Consider the following 14,000-nt stretch of genomic DNA (forward strand, 5'->3'; position numbering starts at 1 on the left):
TCTTAACGTCAAACAGCCATTTGCAGAGGCTTGTTGCGGCACTTTCACTCGCTTTAATCATGCTTTTTGCCGTTTCTACGGGTGCGCACGCGCAATTGTTTGAAACGCGCGCCAAACAAGCAATGCTGATTGACGTAGAAACAGGCTCTATTCTTTTCGCAAAAAACGAAGCTGAACAGATACCGCCCGCATCACTTGCCAAATTGATGACGATGGAAGTGGTTTTTAACGCCTTAAAAACGGGCCGGCTAAGCCTGACAGACGAATTTTATGTCAGCGAAAACGCTTGGCGCACAGGTGGTGCACCATCGGGCACATCAACGATGTTTGCAGAACTCAAATCCTCCATTCCATTAGAAGATTTGATTCAAGGCGTCATTGTACAGTCTGCCAATGATGGCTGCATCATTATCGCGGAAGGTATGGCGGGATCAGAAGAAACCTTTGCAGGTCTGATGAGCGAACGCGCGAAACAAATCGGTTTGACAGATTCTATTTTCTACAATTCGACAGGCTTGCCGCATCCAGACCAAAAAACCTCTATGCGCGATTTGATAAAATTGGCGCTGCATCTTCAGCGGGAATATCCTGAATATTACAAATATTATTCTCAAACAGAATTTACTTGGAACAAAATACGGCAACGCAACCGCAATCCATTGATCAATATGGATATCGGCGCTGACGGGCTTAAAACAGGTTTTACAGAAGATTCAGGCTACGCAATCGTTGGTTCTATTAAGCAAGATGGTCGCCGTTTAATCGTCGCCATGAGCGGCCTTGAGAGTGATCGAGATCGCGCAGAAGAATCACGCCGCATGCTTCAATGGGGGCTTCGTGCCTTTGAGCCTTACACATTGTTTAAGAAGGACGAAGTCATAGGGCAGGCGCGTCTTTATGGCGGTGCACAGCTTCATGTCCCAGTAAAGACGCATGACAAGGTTACGATCTTAGTGCCGCTGACAAATCGCGATAAACTCAAAGCGCGCATTGTCTATGAAGGACCAATTGCGTCGCCGGTTGAAGAGGGCGTCGAAATCGCAACATTGAACGTTTATATTGGCGATCAACTGGCTCAACAAGCACCACTGTTTACAGCTGAAACTATTGCCAAAGGTCCAATTCACAGACAAGCGCTTGATGCGATCACTGAACTTGCGATTGGCTGGATCAAGAATTGAGCAAGAAGACAAACAAACGAAAACGGTCCGGCTTTTTCATAAGCTTTGAGGGCGGCGAAGGCGTTGGCAAAACCACGCAGATACGCAAGCTTGCCCAGCGTTTAGCCGAACTGGATTTTTCACCAACGATATCGCGTGAGCCGGGCGGAACTGCAGGTGCAGAAGCTGTGCGCCATGTCGTGCTCGATAAAGCGGCCGCAGAACCATTTGGGGCCCAAATGGAAGCGTTGCTATTTGCAGCTGCGCGCCTTGACCATGTCGAGAGCGTCATCAAACCAGCATTGAAACGCGGTGATGTGGTCATCATTGACCGTTTTATGGATTCAACGCGTGTTTATCAGGGCGCATCCAACGATTTAGATCAGGACTTTTTATCAACACTGGAACGCGTCGCAATCAATGAAACAAGCCCTGACATTACGCTTATCTTAGATATGGACCCTGCGATTGGTCTGGCACGTGCAGCCGAACGACGAGAAGACAATGTTGATGTTGATCGCTTTGAACGCGAAACGCTGGCAAAGCATCAAGCACGCCGAGAAGCATTTTTAAAAATTGCATCAGCCGAACCGGAGCGCTGCAAAGTTGTTGATGCATCAGGCACCGTCGAAGAAATCGCTGATCAAATTTGGTCTATCGTAGAAACAGCTTTAATCGAAGCTGGTTTTGACCTGCACGATGCGCGAAACAAAGATAAAGCCAAGAGCGGCTTATAAAGGCTTCAACTCAGTTTTAGCCAACTGCCAAAGCGCTTCCATTTCATCCAAGCTGGCATCTTTGATTGGTTTGCCTTGTTGCTCCAATTGATCTTCGATGAATGCAAACCGCCTGCTAAATTTCAAATTCGTTCCTGCAAGCGCTGTTTCTGCCTCAATGCCCAAATGACGGCCCAGATTGACCATCGCAAAAAGCAAATCACCATATTCCTCGGCAATATGTGATTGATCTTTGCTCTGCATTGCTTCGCGCAGCTCATCCATCTCTTCACTGATTTTGTCGAGAATAGGTTCCGCCTCGGACCAATCAAAACCAACGGTCGCGGCCTTCTTTTGCATTTTAAGAGCACGCATCAGCGATGGTTGTACGCGTGGCACATCATCCAGCAGAGAAGGGCGCTTCTCGATCGCGCCCGATTCAAGTTGTCGCTGTGCTTTGGCTGCCTTTTCTTGCGCCTTGACCTTCTCCCACATGCCTTTGGCCATTGTCATGCTGCGGGTATTTTCTGGACCAAACACATGCGGATGTCGGCGGATCATCTTGTCTGTGACCGCATGAACAACATCGCCAAAGGCAAACAAGCCTGCTTCCTCGGCTATCCGCGCATGATAGACGACCTGCAATAACAGATCGCCAAGTTCGTCGGCCAAATCATCCATGTCGCCGCGCTCAATGGCATCAGCAACTTCATAAGCCTCTTCAATCGTGTAAGGCATAATTGTTTCAAAGGTTTGCTCAACATCCCAAGCACAGCCATTTTGCGGATCACGCAAACGCGCCATAATGTCGATGAGACGCTTTATATCATTTGAAGGTTCCATATCCTTAGATTGACGAAATTAACGCGTTTGTCACGCCCTAACGCAGTTTGTCCAAAGACCTATCAGGCTTGCCATTACAATGTGCTGTAAGCGTACTGAATGAGGTTTAATGGACCTTGTGAAAGTTGCTTTTGATGTGGCAAAAATGCGCTTTACAAGAACAGCGTGAGCGTGCGGCATCTGATGAATAAAACAATGTTGGTCAAAGCCGCACTCATAATGTCCTTTGGTATGATGTTTATTCCTGCTGGTGACACCGCAGGCAAATGGATGACATCAGGCATGACGCAGCAGGGGGCTATTGCACCAGTTTTTGTTGCTTGGAGCCGCTTTGCACTTGGGTCACTTCTAATCATTGCTGCCTATGCAGGACGCCAATTTAATTTTAAAATCATGACCGACTGGCGCATTTGGCTCCGCGGTATTTTTCTAATGCTTGGCGTGGTATGCATATTAACCGCACTTTCAACGACGCCCATTGCCGATGTTTTCGCAGCTTTTTTTATTGGACCGATTATTTCTTATTTTCTAGCAGGCTGGCTATTAAAAGAGCCTATATCGGGCACAAGAACAGCGCTTCTTTTTGTCGGATTTTGCGGTGTGTTGCTTGTCGTCAAACCAGGTTTTGGCCTGACTATCGGCCACGTATGGGCTGTCACTGCTGGCCTGCTTTATGGCTGCTTTCTGGTTTCAACAAAATGGCTCTCCCATTTATCAAATTCACGCAGCCTTCTTTTATCAAATCTTGTCGTTGGTGCTGTGCTCTTGGCACCGTGGGGAATTCCGGAAACCCCGCAGATTGATTTTAATATAGGTATGCTTGTCTTTTTAAGCGCAGCATTTTCAGCCATTGGAAATTTATTATATGTAACCGCAACTAAAATGGCAGATGCATCACGGCTAGCACCGCTTGTTTATGTGCAATTGCTCTCTGCCACTATTTTGGGAATCATCATTTTTGACACTGTGCCTGACCATTTAAGCCTATTCGGTTTGGCACTCTTGCTCGCGACTGGATTTATTGGTTTCGCACTCAGGCAGACAAAAAAGCCGTCAAAAGCGGTCTGAGTTTTATCTGTCGACTTTGGCATTTTCATAATTTGATGCTGCGACGTTCGTACACAAATCATGCCATTCGCATTCCGTGCATGCTTGCCTGACTGTGCCTTTGACAAAGCCATCACGCATTTTGCGCAAAGCTGAAGGTTCAAGAGAAATCGTTGCGCCAACCTCGATAGGTGTGCCGAGCTCTGCAGTCAGTGCTGTGGCCGCCGCTTTATCGCGCAAAACGACACTGTCTCGCCAGCAATGGGCATCAGTGTCATCGAGAAGCGGGGCACAAATATCATCTGGCCCCGCAACGATTATAATATCTTCGCCATCACAAAGCCGCTCTGCAATCTTATCGTAATTTTCGATAAATGCATCGCTATATCCTTTGCCCACATAGGTAAGCAGGCAGAGGAGGTGGTGTGAGCGAAGCCTAACGGTCATGTGCGTTGACGAGCACTGCCCCATGTGGCGAATTTAAGTGTGGCTGCACCCAAACCTGATTTAAGCACTGCACCCAACAAAAATGGTGTTACGCCCAAAGTAAACGCTTTTTCCGCACCAATCATAAAGGAAAGCCATGTCGCGCCAAGAACCAAGCAAATTGCATTGCTAATGAGCATAGCGAGAAACGCTAGGAACAAATGGTTGCCGTTCCAACCTTTTTCAACGAGCCAACCAACCGCAGCAGCGGCAACTGGAAAGGCAAACAAATAGCCAGCTGTTGGGCCAGCGAAACGAGCAAGACCGCCCGCGCCACCTGCAAGAACAGGAAAACCCATTGCGCCTTCAACAAGCCAAGCTGTGACTGTGATTGCGCCCAAACGCCATCCATAAAGCGCACCGACCAATGCGACAGCGAATGTTTGCATTGTGATTGGAACAGGCACCATTGGTACTTCAATATAGGAAGACACTGCGAGAAAGACCGTGCCGAGGACAACGGCAGTTACTTGCCAGGCGAGGGACCTTTGCTGAAGGTTAAGCGGGTTAGCAGCGACATTCAAAGTACTTGATTGTGTCATGGACGTATCTTCTCCAAAGAATTATTTGTTGAGCAGTCTTTAACGGCACACAAAACCTAATGCAATTAAATGCAATGACGACACGCTAGTCATCCAAAGATATATAAAACTCGTCTTTGTAAGTTAATCCTGCGCAATTGCCGCTTAAAAAATTACATCAGCTTGAACAATGCCACTGAATTTCATATTATGAGAGTGTGCAGGACGACCTGCGCCTTATCAGGAATATTCGGGGACGACCCCATCACTAAGGGGTACAAAATGGCTTGGATATATTTGGTATTGGCAGGACTGTTCGAAATTGTTTGGGCGTTCTTCATGAAAAAGTCTGAAGGCTTTACGCTGCTTGTGCCCAGCACGATCACCATCATTACAATGGTCGCTAGTTTTGCATTGCTTTCGATTGCTATGCGCTCACTGCCATTGGGTACTGCTTACACTGTTTGGACAGGAATTGGCGCAGTTGGCGCGTTTATTGTGGGCATCGTGTTGCTTGGAGAAAGTGTGACGCCAATGCGATTGACTGCCGGCGCTTTAATCTTGGCAGGGATCATTCTCATGAAAATCTCAAGTTCATCGACTTGAACAACGGGTCAAACTAAACTCACATTATCAGAATTAAAACTTACCCATTGACCTAACTATTACTTATCATTATAGTTAGCCATATGGATAACAATTGTAACACTTTAGATTCCGCATTTCACGCTTTGGCAGACCCAACACGCCGCGCAGTCATTCAGCAACTTGGCAAAGGGTCGGCAACGGTCAGTGAACTTGCAGCGCCATTCGATATGGCTTTGCCATCCTTCATGAAGCACATCGGTGTACTCGAATCTTCTGGACTAATTGAATCAAGAAAAATCGGCCGCGTGAGAACCTGCGAAATCAAAGCAAAAAGGTTGGCTGATGTTGAAAAATGGTTCGATGAACAGCGTAAAATTTGGGAACGTCGTTATGAAAATCTCGACAGTCTACTTAATGAATTGAACGGAGATAAAAATGAATACTAAATTGCAATTTGACTTCCTCGTCGACAAACAAAAAAACACTCTAACTATCAAAAAGGAATTCGCAGCCAGCAGGCAACAGGTCTGGGACTGTTACACAAAAAGCGAGCTCCTCGATAAATGGTTTGCACCCAAACCGCTCACAACAAAAACCAGCTTTATGAATTTCAAAGAGGGTGGGTATTGGCACTATGTAATGATTGACCCAGATGGACAGGAATACTGGTCAAGATTGGACTATGAAACCATAACTCCAATCGAAAATTATACGGCACTAGACGGTTTTTGCGACGCATCAGGAGCGTTGAATCCAGACTTGCCGAGATCAAAATGGGACGTCACTTTTACTGAAAAATCAGGGAACTGTCTTGTCCAGACGATTGGCTATTACAATTCTACGCGGGCACTCGAACAGATAATAGACATGGGCATGCAAGACGGCATGACGTCTACATTGGAACGCCTAGACGAACTTCTTGTGACGCTTGCTCAAAAGTAGGAGAGGCGAGTTTAAGGCACAAAAGTAGCTAATGGAGATCAATATGAGCAAGAATAACGAAGCACCTGTTAAGGGACCAGCATCCTATTTCCCTTCAATCGAGAAAAATATGGTCGTCCAGTCGAAGATTGGATTGAACTGTTGAGCCAAAAGGCGAGCAACAAACATATGGAGCTCGTTAGCTTTTTAAAGGAGAACCACGCAATGGGCCATGGCCATGCCAACGCTCTGGTGGCTCATACTTTAGCCAAGAATAACAAGGCTTCTAAGTGATGGGTTTTGATGCTTATGAGCGATCTATATAATCATTTTCTCCAAGAGCGTGTACTTGCGAACCATAAACTCATCGTTCTTCGCTTCTGTGAACAGATGGCTAGGATAGCACCTGAAGCATCACTACGTATGCGAGGAGGAACAGAGAAATATTACTCTGTTCCTGTTTATAAGGTAAAAAGGGACATTGTAGCCATTAGCCCAACCAAAGCTGGCATCACGTTTTCCTTTACGGCTGGCGGAAAATTTGAAGATCCTTTTGAAATACTGACAGGTTCAGGTAAACGGTCTCGCACAGTGCGAGTTTCAAGCATTGACGAATATCCAAATATAGCGATGGCTCATTTCATAAAACAGGCTGTTGCTTTTGATCTTGCGTAAAGATGAGCGTTAAACTGGTTTAAAATAGGAGCGGGAGTTCAAATCAACAATTGGAATCAGGCAACCCTAAAAGTCTTAGCCTTCGTCGCCATGCTCAAATCCGCTGGCGCTACACTGAAAACAGCATTTGGCGCACCCGCTGCTGCCCAAACGATCCCATAGTCCAAAAGCTTGTCGTCCATCCATGTCTCAATTTCGCATAAATGGCCAATGGGCGACACACCGCCAATTGCAAAACCTGTCTCTGAACGGACGCGCTTCGGGTCGGCTCTCATCAACGGTTCTCCAAACAGCTCAGGAGCTTTATCGAGATCAAAATTGTGCTGGCCACTGACAAGCAGCAGCTTCAACGTACCTGTTTCGACACCTTCGAATATCATGGACTTCACGATCTGCCCAACACTACAATCGCACGCTACAGCAGCGTCTTTTGCCGTTCGTGTTGTTTCCGGCATACGCTGCACTGAAGCACTAAGCTTTAGATGAAGAATGGCTTGCTCGACACGTTTCACGCTCTTTGACATCGGTATCCTCAAAACAATCTGAATACTTACAGCTACATACAATTGTCGCATAAGATAGATTATGGAACTAAAATGTGTATCTATCTTGGATAGGTAATGCATATACACAAGCTCCAAATCTCACTTTAATCAACACGACATATAGAAAAGCAATTGGAATTTGCATCAAATGGGTTAAATCATTGGCTAATTTGAAGCATACGAAAATAGCGATAAGCCACATATGACGCAGAATATTGGAGAGTTGCAGGTAGATTTCGTCAGTGGCGCTGTCGCTCATCGGCTTCGCTTTGGCGGCGGAAGAAAACAAGATTTGCCCAAAGCAATGGGTTTCCGTTCTGGCGTTACGCCCACAATTGTTGATGCAACGGCTGGTTTGGGTCGCGACTCATTCCTGTTAGCATCGCTCGGCGCGCACGTTACAATGATAGAACGCTCGCAAGAAATGCATGCTTTATTGGCTCAAGGCATGGAACGCGCTTTGAACGAAGGTGGTGAATTCCGAGACATTATTGGTCGTATGACCCTGATTAAAGGCGATGCCAAAGACGTTTTGCCTGAGCTAAAATGCGAGTCTATTTTAATCGATCCGATGCATCCTCCACGTAAAAACTCCGCTCTGGTCAAGCGTGAGCTGCGCCAAGTTCGTGAAATCGTTGGGACTGATGACGATGCTGTCGAATTAATGCAAGTCGCGCTAGAACATGCGCAAAAGCGTGTCGTTCTCAAATGGCCGGCAAAAGCTGATCCGATGAACGGCATACGAAAATATTCCCATCAAATATTAGGAAAATCAACGCGTTATGATGTTTTTATGATCAACCCATCATAACAAGGCTCTACATTATCCGGCGTCTCGCGCAGCACAGTTTCATAGTCCAGCGGAATATGCATATGCGTTAAATATGCGCGTTTAGGCTTTAAACGTTCGATAATTTGCAAACTTTGCTCCAGCGATAAATGGCTTGGGTGCTCACGATATTGTAAGGCATCGATAATCAACACATCAAGATCGGCCATTTTTTCAAGCGTTGCTTCTGGAAAAGCAGACACGTCAGAACAATAGGCAAACTCACCTATTCGAAAGCCCAAAGAATGAATGCTGCCGTGCTGTTGAACAAGCGGTACAAATTCTAATGCGCCCCCTGCTCCATCTATTGTAAATGGCTCGTCATGTTTAATCCGGTGCGGGTGCAAAATTGGCGGATAAGAACTGCCAATAGGCGTCTCAAAACAATAGGCAAAACCATCGCGCAATCGTTCAGTCGTCAGATCATCGGCATAAATATTCATGCGTTGTTTTTGCATGATCACAAATGTGCGCAAATCATCAATACCGTGCACATGGTCTGCATGCGCGTGCGTATAAACAACCCCATCCAATTGCTGAACTTGGGCCGCAATCATCTGCGCACGAAAATCAGGACCAGTATCGACACAAACGACCGTTTTGTCGCCATTTTCCGCAATTCTCTCAATAAGAACCGCAGCACGCAAACGATTGTTTTTAGTGTTATTTGGATCGCAATTGCCCCAATCACCATTAAGGCGCGGCACGCCTGGCGATGAACCGCATCCTAAGATGGTCACTTGCAATCTTCCGTCTTTATCAACCATCGTGACGTGGCACCTTGGAAAATAAATTATAGAAATTTGATGTCGTTTGCTGAGCGATGGCCTCAAAAGAAACATCCAGCGTTTCAGCGAGCACTTTGGCTGTATTTACGACGAAGGCTGGCTCATTACGCTGACCACGGTGTGGCGGCGGCGCAAGATAAGGCGCATCGGTTTCTACGAGCATGCGGTCAAGCGGAATGTCTTTGGCGATATCGCGAATTTCTTGGCTGTTTTTGAATGTCAAAATACCTGAAAACGATACATAACCGCCAAGTTCAACACCGCATTCGGCAAGCGCTTTGCCCGATGAGAAGCAATGAAGCACAAACGGAAACGCACCATTTTTAGCGATTTCATCACGCAAGATTTGCATCATATCATCATCCGCCGCACGCGCATGAATAACCAAAGGCAATCCGGTTTCACGTGCTGCATCTATATGGCGAATAAGGCCGATCTTTTGCGCTTCAACAGGTGCATTGTCGTAAAAATAATCAAGCCCCGCCTCGCCAATAGCAACAACTTTGGGGTGCTCAGCATGCGCGACGAGATCGCTCGTCATTACATCAAGCTCTTCATCGGCGTTGTGCGGATGTGTGCCAACCGAGCAGTACACATCGTCATAAGCGTCAGCAATGGCGCGTATCTTATCAAACTCATGCACGCGCGTGGATATGGTCACCATCCGCACCAAACCAGCGCTACGAGCACGCTCAACAACCGCATCTAGCTCTGGCGCAAAGTCGGGAAAGTTCAAATGGCAATGACTGTCAACGAGTGCAGGCATCAGGCTTTTGTCTCCACATAGCGCGGGAAAACACCTTCCGGCTTAGGCAATGATATGCCGCCAACAAGTGCGTCTTCGATATTAGAAAAATTACGTTGATCGTCTGGCACAGCCACAAGATCGAGCAATTTACCGGCTGATTCCGGCATGATTGGCTGGCACATAATGGCAATGCGGCGCACGGTTTCTGCAACCGTATAAAGCACAGTCGCCATACGTTCAGGATCGGTCTTTTTAAGGCCCCACGGCGCCATTGTATCGACATAGCGATCACCAGCGGTCACAACATCAAAAACAGCTTCGAGCGCTTTATGTATTTGCTGTTTGTCCATCGCGGCACGCGCTGTTTCCAAAGCTGGCACACATAGGCCGATCAATGCTTTATCTTCAGGCTGTAAAGCGCCTGGCTCTGGCAAAACACCATCAAGGTTTTTAGCAATCATAGACAATGAACGCTGTGCCAAATTACCAAGACCATTGGCAAGATCAGCATTGGTGCGCGTAATGATCGCGTCATTGCTGTAAGAACCATCATTGCCGAACGGCACTTCTCGCATAAAGAAATAGCGCACTTTATCGAGACCAAATTCATCAACCAGTTCGAACGGATCAATCACGTTGCCAACTGATTTCGACATCTTTTCACCTTTGCTGAAAAGAAAGCCATGCGCGTAAATTCGCTTTGGTAATTCAATGCCTGCCGACATCAAGAATGCAGGCCAATAAACGGCGTGAAAACGGATAATGTCTTTGCCGATAATATGGGTCGCAGGCCAATAGCTCCAATCAGCCCCCTGCTCATCCGGATAGCCTGCTGCTGTAATATAGTTGGTCAGCGCATCAACCCAAACATACATGACATGATCGTCATTTCCTGGAACAGGAATGCCCCAATCAAATGTCGTGCGCGAAACAGATAAATCACGCAAACCACCTTTAACGAAACTCATCACCTCATTGCGGCGCTCAGGCGGCGCAATAAAATCGGGGTGCTTTTCGTAATATTCTAATAGTTTGTCACCATAGGCAGAAAGCTTGAAATAATAGCTTTCCTCTTCCACCCACTCAACTTCAGAGCCAAGCGGCTCGCGGCGCACACCATCTTCGCCGACCGTAGTTTCAGCTTCGTCGAAATAGGCTTCCTGACGAACAGAATACCAGCCGCCATAGGTGTCTAAATAGATATCACCATTGGCTTCCATCTTTTTCCAAAGCGCTTGTGCGGCCTTGGCATGACGATCTTCAGTCGTGCGAATAAACTCACGGTGCAAACAGCCAAATGTCTCAACCATCTTTTGAAATACAGCTGCATTTTCATCAGCCAATTGCTGCGGCGTAATTCCGCGCTCTTCTGCTGTGCGCTGCATTTTTTGCCCGTGCTCATCCGTTCCGGTCAACATGAAGGTATCTTTACCATCAAGGCGCTGGAAACGTGCGAGAACATCCGTGGCAATCGCAGTATAGGCGTGGCCGATATGCGGAACACCGTTTGGATAGAAAATTGGCGTCGTGATGAAGAATTTATCGCTCATAAGCTACAATCTGATCGTATTGAAATTTGTAGCGGAGCTTTAGAACAAATTGTCCCGAATTGAAATTGCAACTTGTTCAAATTTTTCGAGATATTTGACGCAGTCTCACATCAACAAGGCAATAGCGCTCAAATCATGGGTGAGGCGCTAAACTACGCCGTATGCAGCAATGCATGCACCTTATTGGCCATGATGAGAAACTCTTGCTTGCGGTCGAGGTTAAAACCATCGGCCATACGTGCGCGCTCGCCGAACTCTTCGTCAAACCTTGCAATCTGCGCAGCACGGTGAACATTGCCATTATGAGCAGCCTGTATCGCCGCTTGCTGAATGGACTCAAACATCATCTGACGCAGCAAAATATTATGCGTATCGCTGCCCCGCGCTCCTGCGACCTCTGCAAGCTTATGCGCGCGTGCCGTATCAAACTGCACAGACGTTAAAAACAGATCGAGATTCTCTTTCAGCTCCACCCCGCCATTAAGCGCCATTAACAACGCATGGCGAACAGAGCCACCAGACAAGGCAGTAAGCTGCGGAATCTGATCTGAATCAAGAAGCGTGCCCGCAACCTTATTTAAAACAGTTTTCACTTGCTCATTATCAAGTGGTTGAAACCGCACCACTTGGCATCGCGAACGAATGGTTGGCAAGATACCGCCCAAGCCATGACAAACAAGCAAAAACAATGTATTTACAGGCGGTTCTTCAAGTAATTTAAGAACAGCGTTGGCAGCGTTGCGATTCATATCGCCAAGACTGTCGATAATGATGATTCGTTTATCACCAGCCGAAGACGTCATGCCGAGAAAGCGCTGCAAACGGCGCACTTCATCAACGGTAATAACCGTCTTAAATCCCTTGCCGTCATCTTTTTTAGGACGGGTTAAATAGAGCATATTGGGATGCACGTTCTGTGCAATCTGGCGATATGTGCCTGTATTTTCATTGCATTGATAAAGGGCTTGAACATCATCAAGCGGCACATTTCCAAGCACAGCATTTGCAGTAAGAAAGGCAGCGCTCGCCTTGCCTATCCCCTGCTCACCATCCAATATCAATGCGTGATGACCACCAGTTATTGCTGAAAATATCTGTTCCATCGCCGTTTCATGGCCGATGAGAGAGGTCGCAGCACATGGCGGCGAAATTTCATCAAGACTATCAAAAAACTCAGGAAATTCGATTTCTTGCGCAGCCATATCCTAACCTTTGGTTCTTCGATCATAGGCTTCAGAGTTTTCAGGCGTCAAATCCACACGCACAACAATCATACCATCATCAAGCGCTTCACGGCCGCGCACAATGCCATTTTCATAAAGCCAAGCAACGTCGGCAAAATGGTCAGGTGAAATTTCTACAGTGCGTGAAACAAGCGACCCAGCAATTTTTTGTTCAATAAGCGCGAGTAAATCCGGCAATCCAGTGCCATCAAGCGCACTCACCGCAACTTGGTTGAGCGTATCGCCCTTACTCGGAACCATGCGTTTTTGTATCGCTTCACGGTCTTCAGGCAAAAGTGCATCAATCTTGTTCCACACTTCAATGATGTGAGATGTGTCTTCAGGATCAATTTCAAGATCTTTCAAAACCTGCCGCACATCATCGGCCTGAGCGGATACAGCGCTATCGGCGGCATCATGAACATGCAGCACGAGATTGGCTTCCTGCACTTCTTCAAGTGTCGCACGGAAGGCCGCAACGAGGTGTGTTGGCAAATCGGAAATAAAGCCCACAGTATCGGACAAAATAATCCATGTGCCACCGGGCAATTGAACGCGCCGCAATGTTGGGTCTAGCGTTGCAAATAACATATCTTCTGCGTGAACATCTGCGCCCGTTAAACGATTGAAAAGCGTGGATTTTCCCGCATTGGTATAACCAACAAATGCAACAACAGGCAGCGGTATTTTTTTGCGCTTGGCACGGTGTAGCGTGCGTGTGCGGCGCACAGCTTCAAGCTCAACCTCAAGGCTTTTAATCTTATCGCGCAGAAGCCGTCTATCAGCCTCAATCTGCGTTTCACCAGGGCCACCCAGAAAGCCAGCACCGCCACGTTGACGCTCCAAATGTGTCCATGAACGGACCAAACGGCCACGCTGATAGTTCAAATGCGCGAGCTCAACTTGCAAAGAGCCTTCTTTGGTTCGCGCACGGCGACCAAAAATTTCTAAAATAAGACCTGTACGGTCAACCACTTTAGCATGCAGCTCTTTTTCAAGGTTACGCTGCTGAACAGGTGTCAATGCATGGTCAATGACGACCAATTTCGCGTTTTCGGCTTTTACGATTTCCGCTAATTCAATAACTTTACCAGACCCTAGCAAGGTTGCGGGGCGTGGTTTTGCAACATTAATGACAGCAGAATGTGCAATAACCAGATCGATCGCGAGCGCTAAACCTTCCGCTTCAACCAATCGTTCAGCAGCGCTGCGCTCGATAGCGCCGTTTGCAAAAGTAGATTTTGCCTGATTTCTCTGGCTAATATCCGGCGCAATGACAATTGCGCGTGTTGGCTCTACCGCGTGATCAATTGATCCGCGAGGTCCTTTGGCGTCTTCATCGCCATCAATATCATCAAAT

17 protein-coding genes and 1 pseudogene are annotated in these 14,000 nt (G+C 47.0%); 9 read left to right on the forward strand and 9 right to left on the reverse strand.

The features are described 5' to 3' along the window. Window positions 1-59 precede the first annotated feature (59 nt). Window positions 60-1,181 carry a D-alanyl-D-alanine carboxypeptidase family protein gene (locus C504_RS0103180; protein ID WP_018687858.1) on the forward strand — a complete coding sequence of 374 codons (1,122 nt, stop codon included), beginning with the start codon at window positions 60-62 and terminating at the stop codon, window positions 1,179-1,181. Continuing rightward, complete coding sequence (gene tmk / locus C504_RS0103185; RefSeq protein ID WP_018687859.1) at window positions 1,178-1,897, forward strand: dTMP kinase; 720 nt, start codon at window positions 1,178-1,180, stop codon at window positions 1,895-1,897. Before C504_RS0103180 ends, tmk begins: the two co-directional genes overlap by 4 nt. Here the strand turns inward: tmk and mazG are convergent. Then, window positions 1,892-2,719 carry a nucleoside triphosphate pyrophosphohydrolase gene (mazG, locus tag C504_RS0103190; RefSeq protein WP_018687860.1) on the reverse strand — a complete coding sequence of 276 codons (828 nt, stop codon included), beginning with the start codon at window positions 2,717-2,719 and terminating at the stop codon, window positions 1,892-1,894. The two genes, tmk and mazG, sit on opposite strands and share 6 nt — an antisense overlap. 183 nt (window positions 2,720-2,902) lie before the next feature. Between mazG and C504_RS0103195 the strand changes: the two genes are divergently transcribed. Continuing rightward, window positions 2,903-3,787, forward strand: coding sequence for a DMT family transporter (locus C504_RS0103195; RefSeq protein ID WP_018687861.1), 885 nt, complete (start codon window positions 2,903-2,905; stop codon window positions 3,785-3,787). 3 nt (window positions 3,788-3,790) lie between these two features. On the opposite strand, the gene C504_RS0103200 is transcribed toward C504_RS0103195, so the two are convergent. Both C504_RS0103200 and C504_RS0103205 read right to left on the reverse strand, forming a co-directional pair. Then, a complete protein-coding gene (locus tag C504_RS0103200) occupies window positions 3,791-4,213 on the reverse strand; it encodes a DUF1284 domain-containing protein (RefSeq protein ID WP_018687862.1) in 423 nt (140 codons plus the stop codon). Continuing rightward, window positions 4,210-4,794, reverse strand: a complete 585-nt coding sequence (locus C504_RS0103205; protein WP_018687863.1) for a biotin transporter BioY — start codon at window positions 4,792-4,794, stop codon at window positions 4,210-4,212. Before C504_RS0103205 ends, C504_RS0103200 begins: the two co-directional genes overlap by 4 nt. 261 nt (window positions 4,795-5,055) lie before the next feature. Here C504_RS0103205 and sugE point away from each other — a divergent pair, with 261 nt between their 5' ends. The 5 genes and pseudogenes from sugE to C504_RS0103230 all read left to right on the forward strand — a co-directional run bounded on the left by sugE (window position 5,056) and on the right by C504_RS0103230 (window position 6,957). After that, window positions 5,056-5,379, forward strand: a complete 324-nt coding sequence (gene sugE / locus C504_RS0103210; RefSeq protein ID WP_018687864.1) for a quaternary ammonium compound efflux SMR transporter SugE — start codon at window positions 5,056-5,058, stop codon at window positions 5,377-5,379. A gap of 83 nt (window positions 5,380-5,462) precedes the next feature. Further along, complete coding sequence (locus C504_RS0103215) at window positions 5,463-5,807, forward strand: ArsR/SmtB family transcription factor (protein ID WP_018687865.1); 345 nt, start codon at window positions 5,463-5,465, stop codon at window positions 5,805-5,807. Then, the gene (locus C504_RS0103220) at window positions 5,797-6,303 is read left to right on the forward strand and encodes an SRPBCC family protein (RefSeq protein WP_018687866.1); all 507 of its coding nucleotides are present in this window, start codon (window positions 5,797-5,799) and stop codon (window positions 6,301-6,303) included. Before C504_RS0103215 ends, C504_RS0103220 begins: the two co-directional genes overlap by 11 nt. A 43-nt stretch (window positions 6,304-6,346) precedes the next feature. Then, window positions 6,347-6,576: pseudogene (locus C504_RS17095) on the forward strand (DUF4287 domain-containing protein). A gap of 15 nt (window positions 6,577-6,591) precedes the next feature. Further along, window positions 6,592-6,957 carry a DUF1801 domain-containing protein gene (locus tag C504_RS0103230; protein ID WP_169385077.1) on the forward strand — a complete coding sequence of 122 codons (366 nt, stop codon included), beginning with the start codon at window positions 6,592-6,594 and terminating at the stop codon, window positions 6,955-6,957. 56 nt (window positions 6,958-7,013) lie between these two features. Here the strand turns inward: C504_RS0103230 and C504_RS0103235 are convergent, their stop codons facing one another. Then, entirely contained in the window at window positions 7,014-7,481 is a 468-nt protein-coding gene (locus C504_RS0103235) for a YbaK/EbsC family protein (protein WP_018687869.1), read from the reverse strand. A gap of 223 nt (window positions 7,482-7,704) precedes the next feature. Between C504_RS0103235 and C504_RS0103240 the strand changes: the two genes are divergently transcribed. Continuing rightward, window positions 7,705-8,313 carry a class I SAM-dependent methyltransferase gene (locus C504_RS0103240; RefSeq protein WP_018687870.1) on the forward strand — a complete coding sequence of 203 codons (609 nt, stop codon included), beginning with the start codon at window positions 7,705-7,707 and terminating at the stop codon, window positions 8,311-8,313. Here C504_RS0103240 and C504_RS0103245 read toward each other — a convergent pair. From C504_RS0103245 to hflX, 5 genes are all read right to left on the reverse strand, one after another. Continuing rightward, window positions 8,283-9,098, reverse strand: coding sequence for an MBL fold metallo-hydrolase (locus C504_RS0103245; protein WP_018687871.1), 816 nt, complete (start codon window positions 9,096-9,098; stop codon window positions 8,283-8,285). The two genes, C504_RS0103240 and C504_RS0103245, sit on opposite strands and share 31 nt — an antisense overlap. Further along, entirely contained in the window at window positions 9,091-9,885 is a 795-nt protein-coding gene (locus tag C504_RS0103250; RefSeq protein ID WP_018687872.1) for a TatD family hydrolase, read from the reverse strand. Before C504_RS0103250 ends, C504_RS0103245 begins: the two co-directional genes overlap by 8 nt. Further along, a complete protein-coding gene (metG, locus tag C504_RS0103255; RefSeq protein ID WP_018687873.1) occupies window positions 9,885-11,417 on the reverse strand; it encodes a methionine--tRNA ligase in 1,533 nt (510 codons plus the stop codon). The genes C504_RS0103250 and metG overlap by 1 nt, the downstream gene beginning before the upstream one ends. Window positions 11,418-11,569: 152 nt before the next feature. Next, the gene (locus tag C504_RS0103260) at window positions 11,570-12,619 is read right to left on the reverse strand and encodes a DNA polymerase III subunit delta' (RefSeq protein ID WP_018687874.1); all 1,050 of its coding nucleotides are present in this window, start codon (window positions 12,617-12,619) and stop codon (window positions 11,570-11,572) included. Between the two features lie 3 nt (window positions 12,620-12,622). Further along, window positions 12,623-13,990 carry a GTPase HflX gene (gene hflX, locus C504_RS0103265; RefSeq protein ID WP_083923121.1) on the reverse strand — a complete coding sequence of 456 codons (1,368 nt, stop codon included), beginning with the start codon at window positions 13,988-13,990 and terminating at the stop codon, window positions 12,623-12,625. Between the last annotated feature and the right edge of the window lie 10 nt (window positions 13,991-14,000).

The sequence above is a fragment of the Ahrensia kielensis DSM 5890 genome (genome assembly GCF_000374465.1).
In the GTDB taxonomy this organism is placed as follows: domain Bacteria; phylum Pseudomonadota; class Alphaproteobacteria; order Rhizobiales; family Rhizobiaceae; genus Ahrensia; species Ahrensia kielensis.